Annotated in this window: 14 protein-coding genes; 4 read left to right on the top strand and 10 right to left on the bottom strand. The window is 42.6% G+C overall.

From position 1 onward, the window contains the following. Nucleotides 1–48 precede the first annotated feature (48 nt). The gene (gene uvrA / locus VFM80_RS06390) at nucleotides 49–2862 is read left to right on the top strand and encodes an excinuclease ABC subunit UvrA (protein ID WP_395070703.1); all 2814 of its coding nucleotides are present in this window, start codon (nucleotides 49–51) and stop codon (nucleotides 2860–2862) included. Between the two features lie 128 nt (nucleotides 2863–2990). Beyond that, on the top strand, nucleotides 2991–3581 hold the full coding sequence (locus tag VFM80_RS06385; RefSeq protein WP_395070701.1) for a porin family protein: 591 nt from the start codon (nucleotides 2991–2993) through the stop codon (nucleotides 3579–3581). 75 nt (nucleotides 3582–3656) lie between these two features. Here the strand turns inward: VFM80_RS06385 and VFM80_RS06380 are convergent, their stop codons facing one another. The 4 genes from VFM80_RS06380 to VFM80_RS06365 all read right to left on the bottom strand — a co-directional run bounded on the left by VFM80_RS06380 (nucleotide 3657) and on the right by VFM80_RS06365 (nucleotide 9293). Then, on the bottom strand, nucleotides 3657–4235 hold the full coding sequence (locus VFM80_RS06380; protein WP_395070699.1) for a DUF2911 domain-containing protein: 579 nt from the start codon (nucleotides 4233–4235) through the stop codon (nucleotides 3657–3659). After that, entirely contained in the window at nucleotides 4232–7183 is a 2952-nt protein-coding gene (locus tag VFM80_RS06375; RefSeq protein WP_395070697.1) for a hypothetical protein, read from the bottom strand. Before VFM80_RS06375 ends, VFM80_RS06380 begins: the two co-directional genes overlap by 4 nt. Then, nucleotides 7183–7848: a PAQR family membrane homeostasis protein TrhA gene (trhA, locus tag VFM80_RS06370; RefSeq protein ID WP_395070695.1), complete on the bottom strand. Its 666-nt coding sequence runs from the start codon at nucleotides 7846–7848 to the stop codon at nucleotides 7183–7185. Before trhA ends, VFM80_RS06375 begins: the two co-directional genes overlap by 1 nt. A 188-nt stretch (nucleotides 7849–8036) precedes the next feature. Beyond that, nucleotides 8037–9293 (bottom strand): Nramp family divalent metal transporter, encoded by a 1257-nt coding sequence (locus tag VFM80_RS06365; RefSeq protein ID WP_395070693.1) that lies wholly within the window; start codon nucleotides 9291–9293, stop codon nucleotides 8037–8039. A 159-nt stretch (nucleotides 9294–9452) separates the two neighbouring features. Here VFM80_RS06365 and VFM80_RS06360 point away from each other — a divergent pair, with 159 nt between their 5' ends. Continuing rightward, complete coding sequence (locus tag VFM80_RS06360) at nucleotides 9453–12038, top strand: M14 family metallopeptidase (protein WP_395070691.1); 2586 nt, start codon at nucleotides 9453–9455, stop codon at nucleotides 12036–12038. Between the two features lie 148 nt (nucleotides 12039–12186). On the opposite strand, the gene VFM80_RS06355 is transcribed toward VFM80_RS06360, so the two are convergent. The 5 genes from VFM80_RS06355 to VFM80_RS06335 form a co-directional block, all read right to left on the bottom strand. Further along, a complete protein-coding gene (locus VFM80_RS06355) occupies nucleotides 12187–12546 on the bottom strand; it encodes a transposase (protein WP_395070748.1) in 360 nt (119 codons plus the stop codon). 39 nt (nucleotides 12547–12585) lie between these two features. After that, on the bottom strand, nucleotides 12586–12834 hold the full coding sequence (locus VFM80_RS06350; protein ID WP_395070689.1) for a hypothetical protein: 249 nt from the start codon (nucleotides 12832–12834) through the stop codon (nucleotides 12586–12588). A gap of 94 nt (nucleotides 12835–12928) precedes the next feature. Continuing rightward, nucleotides 12929–13399 (bottom strand): SgcJ/EcaC family oxidoreductase, encoded by a 471-nt coding sequence (locus VFM80_RS06345; protein WP_395070687.1) that lies wholly within the window; start codon nucleotides 13397–13399, stop codon nucleotides 12929–12931. 9 nt (nucleotides 13400–13408) lie between these two features. Further along, entirely contained in the window at nucleotides 13409–14605 is a 1197-nt protein-coding gene (locus tag VFM80_RS06340; RefSeq protein WP_395070685.1) for an amidohydrolase family protein, read from the bottom strand. Then, nucleotides 14602–15918: an amidohydrolase family protein gene (locus VFM80_RS06335; protein ID WP_395070683.1), complete on the bottom strand. Its 1317-nt coding sequence runs from the start codon at nucleotides 15916–15918 to the stop codon at nucleotides 14602–14604. Before VFM80_RS06335 ends, VFM80_RS06340 begins: the two co-directional genes overlap by 4 nt. A gap of 152 nt (nucleotides 15919–16070) precedes the next feature. Between VFM80_RS06335 and VFM80_RS06330 the strand changes: the two genes are divergently transcribed. Further along, nucleotides 16071–16742 carry a hypothetical protein gene (locus VFM80_RS06330; RefSeq protein WP_395070681.1) on the top strand — a complete coding sequence of 224 codons (672 nt, stop codon included), beginning with the start codon at nucleotides 16071–16073 and terminating at the stop codon, nucleotides 16740–16742. Nucleotides 16743–16750: 8 nt separating this feature from the next. Here VFM80_RS06330 and VFM80_RS06325 read toward each other — a convergent pair. Next, a partial coding sequence (locus VFM80_RS06325; protein ID WP_395070679.1) for an amidohydrolase family protein occupies nucleotides 16751–18034 on the bottom strand: 1284 nt, incomplete at its 5' end.

Genomic DNA, 18034 nt, shown 5'->3' with positions numbered 1-18034 from the left:
CTAAATCCTTATATTCAAGGTTCGACGAATTCAGAATACAAATTCTATATGTCCACAACTAAAACGGCCTCCAAAAAAGCGAAAGAACAAGAAGAAGAACGCCCGATCATCATTAAGGGTGCCAGGACTCACAATCTCAAAAACATTGATGTTGAGATTCCTCGCGGGAAGCTTACGGTGGTAACGGGTGTATCAGGCTCAGGAAAATCCAGCCTCGCTTTTGATACTATTTATGCTGAAGGTCAGCGCCGGTATGTGGAAAGCCTTTCCAGTTATGCCCGTCAGTTTTTGGAGAGAATGGACAAGCCGGATGTGGATTTCATGCAGGGCATTTCTCCCGCAATGGCTATTCAGCAAAAAACGACTTCCAGTAATCCACGTTCCACGGTCGGTACTACTACGGAGATCTATGATTATGTGCGGCTGCTTTTTGCACGGATCGGAAAAACGATCTCACCAAAATCAGGAGAGGTGGTCAAAAAAGATTCCCCCCGAACAGCCATAGAAAAATTATATGAGTCGCAGGAGGAAGGAGAACGGTTTTATGTACTTCATCCCATTCCGCATCATGACAAAAAGAAGTTGGATGAAGAACTGAAAGTGCTGAAAGAAAAAGGACTGACTCGTTTGCTGAATGTGGATGATGAAAGCATCGTGGATCTGAATACTGATGACATCAACCCAAAAAAATTCAAAGCAGATAAACATAGGGTACTTATCGATCGGTTGGTTTTGAAAGATGAAGATGAAACCAGAACGCGGATAGCTGATTCATTAGAAACGGCTTTTCAGGAAGGTGCCGGTCGTTGTTCCATTAAAATGCGGGGAGGAGAAGAACTGAGTTTCAGTGAGCGGTTCGAGATGGATGGTATCGAATTTCACGAGCCTACTCCACAGATGTTTTCTTTTAATAATCCGTTTGGCGCTTGTGATAACTGTGAAGGCTTTGGTAAGGTATCAGGTATAGATGAAGATCTCGTTATTCCGGACCACCAAAAGACGATTCGAAACGGAGCCATTGCGCCATTTACTTCTCAGAAATTCAGCATGCATTTAAGGGACCTGATAAAAGTAGCTGCACGTGAAAAATTTCCCATCGATACTCCCTATTCAGAATTGTCTAAAGAAGTGAAAGACATCATTTGGAAGGGTAAAGACGAATATATAGGCATCTGGAAATTCTTTGATGAGATCAAAAATCAGTCCTATAAAGTACATATGCGGGTGCTGTATTCCCGTTACAGAGGCTACAGTCGCTGCCCGGAATGCGAAGGATATCGGGTTCGCAAAGATGCGCTATACGTAAAAGTGGGAGATCTGCATGTTGGGGAAGTTTCAGAACTTACCATAGGACATGCCCGGGATTATTTTGACGGCCTTGACCTCACCGAGTTTGAGGAAGGGGTAGCAGGACAGATCCTGTATGAGATCAGAAAGCGTCTTAAATATCTTGATGAAGTAGGTTTGGATTATCTAACGCTAGACCGACTGGCCAACACGCTCAGTGGTGGAGAATCACAGCGAATTAGTTTAGCCAATGCTTTAGGAAGCTCACTTATTGGAAGCATGTATGTGTTGGATGAGCCGACCATTGGACTGCATCCCAGAGATAATGACCGTTTGATCAAAATCCTGGAATCGCTGAGGGATATTGGAAATACCGTGCTGGTGGTAGAACATGATCCGGAAATGATAAAAGCAGCTGACAATGTGATAGATATTGGCCCTTTTGCAGGCACGCATGGCGGGGAGGTTGTTTTTAGCGGAACCGTAGAGAAACTTTTGAAGACAGATACTCTGACGGGAAAATTTTTAAGCCGGCGAAAAGAGATACCGATTCCCAAAAAACGAAGAAAGGGAAATGGGAAAACCCTGTCTCTTGAAGGGGCTTCTGAGCATAATCTGAAAAATATAAACGTAGAATTTCCCCTGGGTATGATGACCGTGGTTACGGGAGTTTCCGGTTCGGGGAAGTCAACCTTGGTCCATGACACACTGTACGCCGGGATTCAAAAGCACATCGGTACTTATAATGATAAAGTAGGCCGTTTCTCAGATCTATCGGGAATGGCTGCGATACACGGGGTAGAAATGGTTGACCAAAGCCCGATTGGCCGGTCTTCGCGATCAAACCCTGCTACCTATACCAAAGCGTTTGACGGGATCCGGGATCTGTTTTCGAACACCAAGCAGGCGAAAATTATGGGATACACTCCCGGACATTTTTCTTTTAACGTGCCGGGTGGCCGTTGTGAAAACTGTCAGGGTGAAGGGGTGCAACGGATCGAGATGCAGTTCATGGCAGATATTGAACTGACTTGTGAAGTATGTAACGGAACCCGATTCAGAAAAGATGTACTCAATGTTAAATATCGAGGTAAAAATATTCATGACGTGCTGGAGATGCCGGTATCTGAAGCGATCGAGTTTTTTGTGGATGAGACAACCATCATCAACAAACTGCAGCCACTGGAAGATGTGGGGCTTGGATATTTGAAGCTCGGACAAAGCGCGACCACGCTTTCAGGAGGAGAGGCACAGCGGGTAAAACTTGCAAAGTTTCTTTCCAAAACTTCTACCGACCATACGCTTTATTTCTTTGACGAACCGACAACGGGACTCCATTTTGAAGATGTAGCCAAACTTCTTGATTCTTTTAATGAATTAGTAGAACAAGGCCACTCAATCATAATCATTGAACACAATCTCGATATCATAAAATGCGCGGATTGGGTCATTGACCTAGGCCCTGAAGGCGGGTTTGGCGGCGGACAAGTGATAGGAGAAGGAACTCCTGAAGACCTTATGAAAATAGAAGACAGCCATACAGGACAGTTTTTGAAAGATTATTTGAAAGGGTGAAAGTGCTCTTTTAACAATAAGCCGCAATTGAAGGGCTATTTGAATAGAAAGCAAATATCATTAATATATCTGCGCCAATAATTAAACGGTAAAAACAATTTTCAACATCAACAAAAAAAAGAGTTAAGATGAGTTTAAAAAAAGTAGTAAGCGGAATTATAATAGGTGCATTCATATTTGTTGGAAGCACAGCACAAGCCCAGATGTTACCAAAGTTTGGTATTAAAGCAGGGCTGAATTATTCAACCTTTAATAATACTGATAACGCTGAGTATAAAGCAGGTTTTATAGGCGGCGTATATACAAAAATAAATATACCCGCCAGTCCTGTGGCCATTCAGCCAGAGCTTTTGTATGCACAATATGGAAGCAATGCCGCAAACACGGATGGTAAATTTTCTGTTGATTACATTCAGGTTCCGGTATTGGCCAAATTTGGTTTTGGAGCTCCCGGTGTACCGATTAAGCCGGAAGTATTTTTTGGACCCTATGCCGGTTTTAATGTCAACGCTGAGATAGAGGATAATACCACAAGTGTTGGAGCAGATGAACTGGTTAGAAACACAGATTGGGGAGTAGTTGTAGGAGCCGGAGTTCAGGTAACAAAGCTAAGCTTTGAGCTCAGATATACCGCCGGATTAACCGACGTATATGAAGATCAGTATGCAGATGGTGAGAAAAACGGTGCTTTCTCTTTAACGGTAGGCATAAACTTTTAAATAGCCCCGTCAAACCTTAGTGATCTTTAAAAAGGCAATGAGTGATCATTGCCTTTTCTTTTTTTCGGAGGTTTTTTACTCACCGTAAAACCGAATGGGAATATCCACCTGAACGACATCCCATTTTAGTGACATGGTAGTCATGCTGTATTGGGGGTCGGAAAACTCAATTGTAAAAGCTTCTACTGGATTAGAAAGATCAGTTACCGGAAACTTCATTCTTTTATAATCACGATCCGGGTTGTAGTCAAATGCTCCCCATTGCCCCAATTCATGATTTAAAATCACCGTAAATGAATCCGGTTCAGGAATGGTAAACAATGCATAGGTGCCCCTTGTAATGGCTTGATCCCCCATTAGTACAGACTTTGTAAAAGTGATCTCGGTGGCTTCATTGGCGCCTGTTCTCCAAACTTCGCCCCAAGGCTCTAGATCCCCGAAAATTGTTCGTCCGCGTCGGTAAGGTTGTCCATATACAACCTTTATGTATGTACCGTCATTTTTTACTGTAGAAATAGCGATAGGGCTCTTTCGGTTTATTTCTTCAATGGAAGATGAATTCTCATCCGATTTAATATCGCATCCAAAGAAAGACACAAAGAATAAGAGAGATGAAATAATAAAAATAAGATTGGTAGTAATTTGATTGATCAAAATTGGCCGAATATAAATTGAGTGTTTTCACGAGAAGGCTCATATGCAAGCCCAACCCCAAAGTCGAATAACAAGTTCGATACTTTAAATTGAACATGAAGTCCGGCACCAAAAATGCTGCGGCTTGATTCAAGTAGATCAACAGAATCCATGTCAGTCAGGGTGTGTGTAAAGGTAGTTAAATAAATACTACTGATGTAAAGCGGTAAAGTAAGCCAGCCATTATCAGGATAAAGAACAGGGATAGTATATCGGGTACTAAAGCGCCCAATATTTTGGAATCCGGTATCATTACTTGAACTGTAATTGGGGAAGGCTCCATCAGGAAAGCCCATAGGGATAATGGTATTGTTAGAGTAAATAGGAGAATCACTTTGCTGCAAAAATTGTACATCCAGTCTTAACGATTGATTCCATCTGCGAAGAGGGGAAACAAAACCAATAGCTCCATAAAAGGCAGACCACTGATCAGCAAAGCTTTGAGTAACAGCACCTCCGGGAAATTGAATTTGAAGCGTGGGTTCATTGAGTGTCTTTTCATATAAAGCAAATAAAGAGATGCCGGATGAGGGCTGAATATCACGCGGTAAATTTAAAATACCGAGGCTTAGCTGGGAATAAAATCCGCCACGGTATCGGGTTGAAAAGTCAGAAAGCTCATCGGCTTGAAGGTTATAGTATTTGAATTGTTCCGCTTTTATCTCAGGAGCAAATGAAATACCGCTGAATCTGGTATCACCGCGAAATGTGTACTGAAAGGGAAGAGAAAAGCTGAACCCCCTATCCTGTCTCATTAAAGAAAAGGTCTCTTCAGTATTGGGATCTTCTACGGCAAAAAATTCCGGATCACTATAGGCAGATATTTCAAATCCGGGATAGAATTTTTTATTTGTATAGGTAAGATCATACCAAAGGCGATTTTGGATCCCGGTTAACTCTAAAGAATAGGCTTGACTGGAAAGGGGATCTATACTGGAAATCATGACTCCTGTTTGTGGTGTATTTGCCTTTTTTTCATAGACAGGAAAGATGGTTCGTGGCTTAAGCCAACTTAACCCTCCTCGATAAGAGGTCTTTTCAATGGTCTTGATAGAGTCAATGATCTCATTCCCTAAAAGCGGTCTGGAAAGCTCCTCTTTCAGGTCTCTGCCACTTAAAAGTCGGGCAGATGAATATGATCTGTTTAAAAAATCGTCACGGTGCAATAGAGCAAGTTTGCGTTCATTCTCAACTTGCAGGATATAAGCTATCTGCTGACCATCCGGAGAGTAAGAGGCCTCGAACGCATTGTAAAGTGAGCTTGTGATCTGGATTATCTCTTTGGTATCCAGGTCATATTCATATACGTTCATGGCGGGGTAGGCATCCATTGTAAACATGAGTTTATTATCGGTGGGGTGCCAAACAGGATCGTAAATAGAAGCGTCTTTAAATGCCAGATCTGGAAGACCATCAAGTTCTTCGCTCAAGGAGTTTACAGAGGTTATCCAAAGGGCTTGAACGCCTCTTCTGTTTACTATGACAGCTATTTGGTCTGGATCATTTGGATTGAACTTAAGACTGACCGGAGCTGCATTCCGGAACTGTTTGATAACTTTTATTTCACCGTCATCTAATATCTCCACGATCTTTTCGCCCGACCCACCGGTTTGAATTCCAAATGTTCGATCACCATTTGTAGTAGGGGCATATGCACGTTTGTTATCAGTGAGACTTTCACTTTTGCCACTGTTTAAATTCAGCCGCTGAATATCAGCGTTATAAACACCGGAATAAAGAGGATGGCGGTTATAGTTACTGAAATAAAGATAACTTCCGTCATGTATCTCAAAGTTATAATCCCCTATGGAAAAGGTTTCCTTAACGATCTTAATTTCTTCTGTGTTGATATTATATCGATAAAAACCAAGACGGCCATTGTAAAAAGAGCCATAAAAAAGTAGGTTTTTATCATCGATCCATTTTGGAGCATGTACTTCTTCCCCGCGATAAGGGATATCAACAATACGGGATTTCTCCGTGGTATTAACTTCTATTTGAGATAATCGTTTTTGCTCCTCTTCTTCAAGATCTGATTCATAAAGATCATAAAGCTGGCCGGGCCAATCTCCTGTTTTCTTTCGAAGCGCATAGCCATAACCGAGGAAAAAATTATGATAATGGAAGCGAATGGCTTCTTTTGATATGTCATCTCCATAATTACGGTGAAGCCAGTCTACAAAGGAATAGCCGGAGATATAATGGCGGTTAAAAGGCCGGCTGTAATCTGATGGGATCAAAGTTTGTCCCATATTCCATCGGTTATTACTGCCAAAGTTGGAGTTGAATCGGTTGTTTGAAAAAGTATAATTACCTCTTCCGCCCATGGGAGCTACGGATTCCGTTTCGTAGTATACAGCAAGTCCTTCGTGTAATCCCACAGGAGGGAATCCATGAAAAGTACGGGCGAGATCGGGTGAAAAAAGACTAATGAAATTAGGGATGCTCACTTTTTTCTCATTAAACGGGATCTGAATATTAAAATGCGTGGCATGCACGAGCTCATGAGGAAGTACTGTTTCCAGCCAATCACCTGATTGAGGATTCATCCCTTTTCCTTTCAATGGGGAAAGATCAATTTCTGAGCGAAAGTTAAGGGAGGTTACAAAACCATTAGAAAGGTCATTGTAGTTATTTAAAATCACCGGAAAGTTATTGAGTTTCCCCCCGGTTAGTTTGGACGTTTTAGCATAGTGGCTTTCAAGAATGGCTGCAGACCTGTAGGCAAGGGAGTCTTCACCATTAGGAAAGATGATCCGGAAGTGTTCCGTTTTGATCTCTTGCCAGTCTAAGTTCATGGGCCGGTTGCGTGTCAGAGTATTATAAAATGGGCCATTATATATCTGACCAATAGCTATAACCGGAAAAAGCAGCAAAACAGAAAGAGAAATTATTTTTAAAAGCTTCATTAAGCCGGAAAATTGAATTGAGGTAAATAGTTATAAATTGCCCAATAATGAGAAAAAGCCCCGCCCAATACAAATAAATGCCAAATTTCATGAAACCCGAAAGCTCCGGGAATGGGATCCGGCTTTTGAACGCCATAAATAATGGCCCCAAACGTATAGAAAAGCCCACCGATTGCGATCCAATAAATGAAGGCATGGGGCAGGAATTTCCACATGTTGGGGAGAATGATCACTGAAGCCCATCCCATAAATAAATAGATAGCGGTAGATAACCATCGTGGAGCATCCAGCCAAAGTGTTTTTTTAAGGATACCGGCGCCGGCAAATAGCCAGATCCCAAGCAACATTCCCCATTGCCAGCCACCTTGTAATCCAATCACACACATAGGAGTGTAAGACCCTGCAATAAGTACATAAATAAGAATATGGTCAAAAAGCCTAAAAAGCTCTTCGGTTTTGTTTTGCACATTAAGCGTATGGTAGATTCCGCTGGAAAGAAACATGAGGATCACGGAAATCCCGTAGATCAAAAAAGAAACTTTATATCCCGTTGGACTTTCAGAAGCGGCATTCATTAAAAAAAACAGCCATATAAAAGAAATTAATGCGCCAAAAAAATGAGAATAGGCATTAAAAGGCTCTCTTGGTGGAAATAGAGTTTGCAAATCGGTGTCTTATAATTTGTTATCAAGTTAGGCAAATGAAATATAAAGCTTCTCAGGAAATTATGAACTATGGCAAAAGAATCTCCAAGCGTCTCCTGGGACCTTGGAGCGTTCGCTGTTTGAATAGGCGATGATAATTAAAACACCCCGCAACGCTTCCAGGACCTCCGGACGCTGGAAGGTTGCTGTTACACAAAAAACCGCCAGTAGAAAAAGAGCAGGGCGAAGGCACTTAGAAAGATCATTCCAAACCAACTCAGTAATCTAAGCCATAATTTTGGCCGGTATTGTTCGGGGAAGAACTTGGACATGATCAACCGATAGTTAATGAAGGCTAAAACCGGCGCAGTGAGGAAAGAAAGAGAAGTAGCCAGATCAATGATGTAAGTGAATTGGCTTCCGGTTAGATACAGCACGAGTATGGAGATGCTAGAGATCACGATAAGCATCCCCTTGTAAGAAAAGAGCGGATAAGTACCCGAACTGTTTTCTTTCATTACAGTTATAATCTCGCGGCAAACACGGGGATAAGAATCCGTTACGGTAAGCGTGGTGCTGAACATAGTGGTAAAGGCACAAATGATAATGATCCAGTGAGCCCAGTCCCCAAGGGTTTGAGTGTAGAGGTCGATAAGCTGTTGGGCAAAGGCAGCCCCTGCTGAGGAAAAACTAATGCCGGATCCAAACATTACCATCGCGCCGAGACCCAGAAAGATCAATGCCAATATAGCTGAGCCAATGTAACCGATATTGAAATCCAACAAGCTTTCTTTCAAACTGGATTTATGGTGGGTCTGTTTTTCGCGTTCCAGCGTCCATAATGAATGCCATGCGGCAGCATCAATGGGAATGGGCATCCAGCCCATAAGGGCGATCAGAAAGGTGATACCGGCTACATTCCAAACCGTTGGCGCTTCAGATAAAGAAGGCGAGTGTCCATTAAACAGGGCAACTATAAATGCAGCAATGGTAGAGAGCGTCAGAACTACCATAACTATTTTTATCAAAGAATCGAGTGCCGAATACTGCCCCCGAAATAGAACGGCGATACAAATAGTCAGAATAATAATACTCCAGATGAGCAGAGGGATTTCAAGGCCGGTTAGCTCTACTGCAAGACTCGCCGTCACAATGGTGACAGCAGCCTGAATCGCAAACATGGTGCCGATCGTAAAAATGATATAGATCCATAATGCCCAGCTACCAAGTTTTTTATATCCGGCGATCAGGCTTTCTCCGGTGGCGGAGGCATACCGCGGTCCATACTCCAGAAAGGGATATTTCATTAGGCTGGCAAGAATAACCGCCCAAACTAATGTAAAACCAAAATCAGCGCCGGCTCGAGTAGATTGTACTAAATGGGAAACCCCGATAGCTGCAGCGGCCAGGATGAGTCCCGGCCCAAAGGCATATTTGAAGGTTGAACCTGCTTTTTCTGACTTCATAGCCATTAATTTTAATATTAATTCCGGCGGATTATACAGAAAAATTCAAACTCATTTCTTAGCATAACCCGGGTGTTGTTTTTAAAAATTTTTTCATTTTGGATTGGTACTATACAACCCGTTATTATATACGTCAACAATCAATCAATTTTTTGCACTATGAAAGCATTTGTTACTACTCTTTTCTCTTTGTTTTTTGGGGTGATGGTTCAGGCGCAGGTCTTAAATCCCGAGCCGGTCACACTGGATTATTACTTGCCCGATAATGTTACCTATAACTCTGAAATTCCAACTCCTAGCGAGATCTTAGGGTCTGAAGTTGGTGAATGGCACGTACGCCATGACCAGTTGGTCAATTACATGTATGCGGTCGCAGAGGCATCCGATCGTGTGACCATTACTGAATATGCCCGTACCTATGAAAACCGCCCGCTGCTGATGCTCACCATCACCTCTCCTGAAAATCACCAGAATATTGACGAGCTCAAGGAAGAGCATTTGAAGCTAACGGACGCTTCGGTATCAGATGATCTGGATCTATCTCAGATGCCTGCGGTTGTAACTATGAGTTATAGTGTGCACGGAAATGAACCCAGTGGCTCTAATGCTGCGCTTCCGGTAGTATACTACCTGGCGGCCGCACAGGGACCCGAAATTGATGCCATGCTGGAAAATACGATCATCAATGTTGATCCAAGCATCAATCCGGATGGATTGGATCGTTTTGCACATTGGGCTAATACCAATAAAAGTAAGAATGTATTGGTTACCGATCCTAATAGCCGCGAATTTGATGAAACATGGCCAGGTGGACGAACCAATCACTATTGGTTTGACCTTAACCGTGACTGGATGCCGATGATCCACCCTGCAAGCCAGGGACGTGTGGCTAAATTTCATGAATGGGTGCCACAGGTATTGACCGATCATCATGAGATGGGTACCAATTCTACCTTTTTCTTTCAACCCGGGATTCCATCACGTACGCATCCACTTACACCGCAGCGCAACCAGGCTTTGACCGGTGCCATCGCAGAATATCATGCAGAGGCTTTGGACGATATCCAATCCCTCTACTACTCTAAAGAAAGCTTCGATGATTTTTATTATGGAAAAGGATCTACCTATCCGGATGTAAATGGATCAATAGGTATTTTGTTTGAGCAAGCCAGTTCCCGAGGCCATGCCCAGGAAAGTATTCATGGAATCTTGGAGTTTCCGTTTACTATTCGAAACCAATTTGTCACTTCCCTTTCAACACTTGAAGCGGTGCAAGAGCTAAAAGAAGAACTACTGGCAAATACCCGCGAATTTTATCAGGAAGCAGCTGAAGAAGCCGGTGATGCCCCCATAAAAGCCTATGTATTTGGAGAGGAAGCAGATCAGGCGCGAACAAAGCATTTAGCTGAAATGCTGGAGCGAAATCAGATCAATGTATATGAACTTGCAAGTGATTATGAGGACTTTAAGTCAGGCAAAGCGTATGTAGTTCCTACGAATCAAAAACAGTATAAATTGATCACTGCGATGTTTGAGCGCCGAACAGAGTTTACCGATAGTTTATTTTATGATGTTTCAACATGGACGATGCCTTACGCTTTCAACCTTCCGTTTGCAGAACTGAACCGGGATTATAATTCAAATATGCTGGGAGATGAGTTCTCTCTTGATACCTTTGAGCTGAACGGTGAACTGGTTGGCGGTGAAGCTCAGTATGCTTATGCGTTTGAATGGGATGAATATTATGCACCCCGTGCTCTGTATCGTCTTCTGGGAAATGGAGTGCGAGCTAAAGTGGCTTCCCAAACATTCAAATCAGTAATTGAGAATGGAGCCAAAGACTTTGATTACGGAACCATCATTGTTCCGATGGGAATTCAGGATGATCCGGATAAAGTACATGAGATCATTCAGACTATTACGGAAGAAGACGGAATAACTGTGTATGAGTTACCAACCGGACTTACTCCGTCAGGCATTGATCTGGGTAGCGGAAGTTTTGAAAACCTTCGTGATCCTAAAGTAGCAATGATCGGAGGTTCAGGCAGTAACTCCAGTGAAGTTGGGGAAGCATGGCACCTATTTGATCAGCGGTATCACATGCCATTATCGATCATTAAAAGTGATGACCTGGGGGGAACGGATCTCGACAGATATAATGTGATCATTTCCAGCGGATATGGTATTTCTGACGGAGCGGCCGAGAACCTTAAGGAATGGGTTCGTGAAGGAGGAACTCTTATAGTGTTCAAAAATGCGATCCGCTGGGCAAAATCACAGGGACTCGCAAACGTGGAATATGTAGAGGATGAAGACGATGGGGAAGAAGAAACAGAAGTTGAAACACGCCCTTATGTGAAAGCCGGAGAAGACCGGGGAGCTGAAGTAATTGGCGGAAGTATTTTCAACACAAAGATCGACCTGACTCATCCGATAGGTTATGGATTTAACCGGGAAGATGTAAAGGTTTTCCGCAATAGTACACTGTTCATAGAAAAAGGAGAAAACCCTTACTCAACTCCGCTTTATTATACCGATGATCCGCTGGCAAGTGGTTATAGCAATGACGAGAACCTGGAAAGGATGAAGGGCTCCGGCGCTATTGTTGTAAGTGGTTATGGAAGTGGAAATGTGATCGCGATGACGGATAACCCAAACTTCCGTGCTTTCTGGTATGGAACTAATAAGTTATTTGCGAACGCAATTTTTTTCGGCCACACCATAAGCGGTGGAACGGTGAACTAAAGCAGAAGTAAATACAAGATTTGATTAAAAAGTCCCGATCTTTAGGTTGGGGCTTTTTTTTGTTTAGGAATTTCACAAAGCTAACGGCTCAGCGAGCTGTAATACGTACATCGGCTCGCTGAGCCGAAATGTTTAAAAGAGATAACAATTAGAAAAGATCCCTAAACTCATTTTTACAATAACTATTTGGCCACTCTTTCCAGTTGGTAATTAACCCAGCTTTAACAGGATTATAAAGAGTATAATGAATGACTCGATGCAACTCACTAGAATCTCTTACTACACGATCATAACTTTCAGGATGCCAAAAAGGGTTGCCGGTCCTGCTTAACTTTTGGTTACAGAGCCTGGCCGTATATTTTTTGAGTGAAGCTAAGATGTCTGTTACCGGATATACATCTTTAGTCTCTTTGGTCGAGTTTGATAAGTGTTGAAAAACCAAGTGAACATGATTAGGCATGATGCAATATGCGTATAAGTTGTACTTAATTTGGTCTCTAAAGTGAATAGCTTCTTTTAAAATAGTGGCAATTTCAGGATCAGAAAGCTATTTAGGACCTGGCTTTTGTTCGTGGAGTAACTCTTCAAATTTATGGAAGATCTTTTTATGGATGATTTTTCGATGTGCAAATTGTTGATCACCATCATCTTGACTAGTAAGATGTTCAAGCATAACTCGTTCTTGTCTTATCTTTTCAAGAGCTTTCTTTGGAAGGGATTCGGCAAGCCCAAAAGTAATGAAATAGTTGGCACCGCTTGGTTGCCAGTGCGGTAAGTTTCTTCTGTAAAATGTCATTTTACACCCTTTTTACATAATCAACACAAAAATCTTGAATCAAGCAATTTACGGCTCAGCGAGCCGTGGTACGTATCTTATAAAAGTCTAGTTATCACTTCCGGTAATTTACAGGCCTAAGTTCCCCGCCCTCATCAATGATATTGGTTTCTGCACCGGGAACAATATCGGTGTTGTGTGCTGATACACAGAGCCAATATCCATCTTTCTTTTGAGTGACAAAACTAAAAATATTTTGGCGTAGAGAAGGAGTCTTGATCTTGTCCTTTGGAGTTTGATCCTTAAGTCGCATTCGGGCATGGACAACCGCAATATCCTCAGATAAATATTTAACGGAAGTTTCTCTGAGGCTAAGGCTCGAATTGTTAAAGATCTTTTTAAAACCATAATCATGAGCCTGTCTGATATCTTTTTGGTTATGCCACCAAAGTCCGACCACATTCACAAACTCAGCATCTTCTGCAAATAGGGAAGCAAGCATATCTGCATCTCGCTTCATCCAGGCTTCAACAAAAAGAGCCGGAATTTCTCCCGGCTCTGTAGCTTTTTTATAAGTATCAGGCATGATCGAAAACTATTTTACTTTTTCGCCATTAATGAAAACACCGGTAACATTGGTGATGTACTCCAACGGGTCACCGTTGAACATTACCAGGTCGGCATCTTTGCCTCTTTCCAGGGAGCCAACACGATCATCAATGCCGAGCATTTTGGCAGCATCAATAGTGAGCACTTTTAGGGCATTTTCCTTACCTAAACCGTTAGCTGCAGCAACGCCGGCCTCAAAAAGAACCACTCGGGTTTTAGGAACATAGCCCTCAAATCCACTTTGAAATGCAATGGGAATACCTGCTTCGTATAGTTTGGCAGCAGTTTCCATGGATGCATTTTTAGCGTCCCCGCCAGGCCGTATCATAGAAGGATGAATGATGACGGGATAACCGCGCTCTTTGATCTCATCAATGATCAGGTAAGCTTCAGCTACTCCATCAAGTACCATAGGGAAACCAAATTCTTCCTGAAGCCGAATAGCCGACATAATATCGTGCGCCTGGTGTACAGTAACCAAAGCAGTTATTTTTCCTTCCAGTAAATCAGCAAGAGCTTCCATTCCAAGGTCTTTAGAATAATCTTCATCGCTGTTTCTTTTCTCGAGATAAGCTTGTGCTTTGATAAGCTCTTGCCGCATCATCGCAATAGCTTTAGCCCTTGTACCGGGTTTATTGAAAGCCCCGCTAATGTTGTTGCCAAGGGTAAAAGCCAACATTTTGGCAGGATGAATGAGGTTTTCATCAACCGTCTCTCCGGTGGTTTTGGTGATCATGGTCTGACCACTGATAAGTGCACCGGGCCCATGCCCCGTATGGATGGTGGTGACTCCGTGATCTCTGAGGTGCCCCACTAAAGCTTCCCTTGCGTTATAGGCATCAATGGCACGCAGTTCGGGCTGAATGGGGTTAGAGGTCTCAAGCTGATCTTGGTCGGCATCTACATTCAGATGTCCTGCCAGGCCTACTACGGAGTGGGCATCAATTAAACCGGGAGTTACCACTTTTGCTTCAAAGACTTCATAATTTGAAGGAATATTGACTTGGGAAGCAGAACCAACCCGCTCAATTTTTCCATCCTTAATGAGTACAACCCCATTAGAAATGGGATTTCCGGCCATGGTATAAACGGTTTCACCTTTTACGGCAATTTGAGCTTCGGAAAAAGTACTAAATGCTAAAAGCAGTGCTGGTATCAGTAATAGTTTCTTGAAAGATCTCATTTCAGGCCTCCTTCTTCATGGTGTGAATGAATTTGTCCGGGGTATATTTGATAACCACCGGTTGCATACTTCCGATCTTCTTCATTTGCACGGTCCCAGACTTTTTGTCCTTCGACCCAGGTTTGTTCAACATGTGTGTAAACACTAAACGGATCTCCGGTCAGGATAACGAAGTCAGCGTCTTTTCCTTCTTCAAGACTTCCAACCCTATCATCAATATCCATCATTACTGCATTGGCAATAGTAACGGATTCGAGTGCAGTTTCACGACTCATACCTTCTCGAATTCCCATGGCTGCAGAGCGTAAGAATAAACGAGAGTCTGTAATACCGTCATCGGTATGGAGGCCAACAAGAGCTCCGGCTTCTTCAAGATAACGTCCGTTTGAATTTTTAATGTCCTTGGCTTCCACTTTACCGCCAAAAGAATCGAGGGTGATAATAGAAGCTCCAATAACATTTGGTGAAGCCGCAATTTCGTCTGCCACTTTCCAAGCCTCACTTACGTGTTGCAAGACCAGCCTGTAATCAAATTCTTCAGCCAATCTTATAGCTGTTAAAATATCCTGATGAGTATGAGTGTGGTTATGAACAATTCGCTTGCCATTTAATACCTCAACTAATGCTTCCATTCCGATATCGCGCGGAGGCATTTTGCTTTCATCACCATCAGCTGCTTCGATCTTAGACTGATATTCCTGTGCTTTAATGTATAATTCACGAACCATAGACGCGGCTTTGGCGCGTGTTCCCGGTGAAGGAGGTGCCCCTCTTGGGTTGGTACCATTGGCCATCTTTAAACCACCGTAGATGGTTTTTTCATCATCCAGGTAAATGAGCATATCTTCAATGGTATTGGCCTTGCGGAGTTTAAGGTATACGGTTTGTCCACTCATAAGATGACCCGACCCCGGCATTACGTTGACAGAGGTAATTCCTCCTGCAAGGGCTCTTTTAAAAGATTCACTTCTTGGGTTGATAGAGTCCATAATTCTGACATCCGGATGAAGTGTAGCTGAGCGATCCCCGCCATCTCCACCTCCAATATGAGAATGGGTATCCACAAGTCCGGGCATAATTACTCTTCCGCTGGCATCATGAACATCGGCATTTCCGGGGATACGGGTATTTTCCCCACCAATAGCAGTTATTTTTCCATTATGTACAACAAGGACTCCATTATTTATAGGCTCGCCGGAAATAGGAATGATCTGTGCCCCGGTAAAAGCTTGGGGTGTGGATTGTGCAAATCCATTCATCTCTAGAACAAGAACACATACCAAAGCGAGCAAAAGACTTTGGATAGACTTCATAATTTGATGTTTAATTTGGTTAATATTAGCTGCGGTCAATTTATAAAAAAAGAACTGCCATAAAAACGAAGCAAGGTAAAAAGTAGAAAATGGAACATAGTTCCTTATTATTGATTTAATAAAGTGAATATCAAAGAGAGAGAAAGAAAAAAATGACAAATAAAACAGTAAAAGCTATTGGTGTATTCGTTGTATTGATTTTAGCAGCGATTTTTGTGCTTACCTTAACAATTGATGGACTTATAAAATCGAGTATAGAAGAAAATAGCTCAGAACTATTGCAAACCGTCGTTACAGTAGATGAGGTAGATGTTTCTTTATTTAGCGGAAAAGGCGATATCATAGGCTTTAAAGTTCAAAACCCTCAGGATTTCAGTGAGCAGCCTGCAATAAATATTCAGGATATTTCCATTAAGGTTAACTTGATGTCACTATTGAAAGATCAGATCGTTATAAATGAAATTATTGTGAAAAGCCCAGAGCTGTATTTTGAGCAAAAGGGCATAGGAGCAAATCTCAAAACACTAAATGACAATATGGATCTGGCTTTTGATGAGCCTTCCGAAACAACCATGATCATAGATTATTTGCATATTGAAGATGGTGTTGTCACGGTAAGTACCACCATTGACAGAGAGCGAATGGCTGAAGCTAACTTCAGCGAATTTACTCTTACTGATATTGGCAGGGATGGAAACAACACCATAAAGCAAAGTGTTCGCCAGATCTTGGAGCCACTTTTTCAGAAAGCTATTACCGAAGCCCTTAAAAGTGGTGTTACAGAGCAGGTTAAAGGCAAAGTTCAGGATCTATTTAATAATTAATCGGCTAATTATTCTTCAGAATAATACTCTTCGATTTCTTTAAGCTTTTCATCTATCACTTCCCTGGAGTACCATTCTCCTTGTACCATTACACCGGAGTGATCTTGGATATGAGCAACATCAAGAAGTGGGTTCTCATTCACTAAAATCAGATCAGCGCGCTGACCGTTAGCGATGGTTCCAAATTCATCCCATTTCGCAAAATACTCACCTACATTTTTTGTTCCGCTTTGAATGATCTCATAGGGAGTCATGCCTGCAGCTACCATATAAGGTAATTCCCTGTGAATAGAAAATCCGGGTACGCTGAAAAGTTGAGGGGCATCCGTTCCCATCAGTATTTTTACCCCGGCATTATTCATTTCTTCCAGAATCTGCAGGCGGAGTTCAGCATGCTCTTGAGGATTATCAGAGGAATAACCGCTTTGTGGGTTATCTGCAAAATCGAAGTAATTCTGCTTTACGGCTTCCGGGATATACTTCAGTTCATCATATTGTTTCATGGCCTCGTAATCGACTGCTCCAATGATGGTTTCCCAAAGAGCCATGGTAGGTACTATCCATACGTTATTTTCTTTGGTGAGCTGGATTACTTCCGCCATCTTCGCTTCCATCTCTTCCTCTTCAAATTGGCTTAAATAGCTCACATATCCGTCAACATGATCAATGGTAATTTGACCCGATTCTATGGCATGCATTACTCCAACATCCTCAGGAACGTGCCCGCCAAAGGTAATGCCAACCTCTTGAGCCGTCTCAGCCATAGCATCATATTCCTCAAGGGATAAGCCGGGGTGAACTTTAAGCAGATCCCAGCCCTCTTCTTTATGTTCTCGAACCCTTTCAGCTGCTTGTTCCGGGGATGAGATGGTATTTCCGTTAAAACTTGGTCCGGCCAGGTATAGATTTGGCCCGATCAATTCTCCGGAGTTAACGCGTTCTTTAAGCTCCAGCTGATTTTCATAACCCAACATACCCCGGACAGTTGTAATCCCGGCTGATACGTAAAGAAATAAGGTGCTTTCCACATATTTATCATCAAAATAGTCAGGAGCATTTGGGCCGGGGTCAGTGGGCGGGACGTGCCCATGCATCTCAGCAAGTCCGGGCATCAGATACTTCCCTGTACCGTCGATGATAGTGGCATTAGAGGATACACTCACCTCAGAGGAAGGACCAACTTCCACAATGCGGTCTCCTTCAACAATAACAGTATGATCTTCCAAAACCTGATCGCTATCCATGGGAATAACATTAACGTTTGTGAACACTGTTTGAGGCTGTGCAGGAGC

Source organism: Gracilimonas sp. (assembly GCF_035704785.1).
Classification (GTDB): domain Bacteria; phylum Bacteroidota; class Rhodothermia; order Balneolales; family Balneolaceae; genus Gracilimonas.
This window is presented reverse-complemented; position numbering and strand designations above follow the sequence as displayed.

Coding starts and splice junctions, on each gene's coding strand:
- VFM80_RS06385 (WP_395070701.1), top strand. CDS start 2,991: ATGAGTTTAAAAAAAGTAGTAAGCGGAATTATAATAGGTGCATTCATA.
- uvrA (WP_395070703.1), top strand. CDS start 49: ATGTCCACAACTAAAACGGCCTCCAAAAAAGCGAAAGAACAAGAAGAA.
- VFM80_RS06365 (WP_395070693.1), bottom strand. CDS start 9,293: ATGAAGTCAGAAAAAGCAGGTTCAACCTTCAAATATGCCTTTGGGCCG.
- VFM80_RS06360 (WP_395070691.1), top strand. CDS start 9,453: ATGAAAGCATTTGTTACTACTCTTTTCTCTTTGTTTTTTGGGGTGATG.
- VFM80_RS06330 (WP_395070681.1), top strand. CDS start 16,071: ATGACAAATAAAACAGTAAAAGCTATTGGTGTATTCGTTGTATTGATT.
- VFM80_RS06335 (WP_395070683.1), bottom strand. CDS start 15,918: ATGAAGTCTATCCAAAGTCTTTTGCTCGCTTTGGTATGTGTTCTTGTT.
- VFM80_RS06375 (WP_395070697.1), bottom strand. CDS start 7,183: ATGAAGCTTTTAAAAATAATTTCTCTTTCTGTTTTGCTGCTTTTTCCG.
- VFM80_RS06340 (WP_395070685.1), bottom strand. CDS start 14,605: ATGAGATCTTTCAAGAAACTATTACTGATACCAGCACTGCTTTTAGCA.
- VFM80_RS06350 (WP_395070689.1), bottom strand. CDS start 12,834: ATGACATTTTACAGAAGAAACTTACCGCACTGGCAACCAAGCGGTGCC.
- VFM80_RS06345 (WP_395070687.1), bottom strand. CDS start 13,399: ATGCCTGATACTTATAAAAAAGCTACAGAGCCGGGAGAAATTCCGGCT.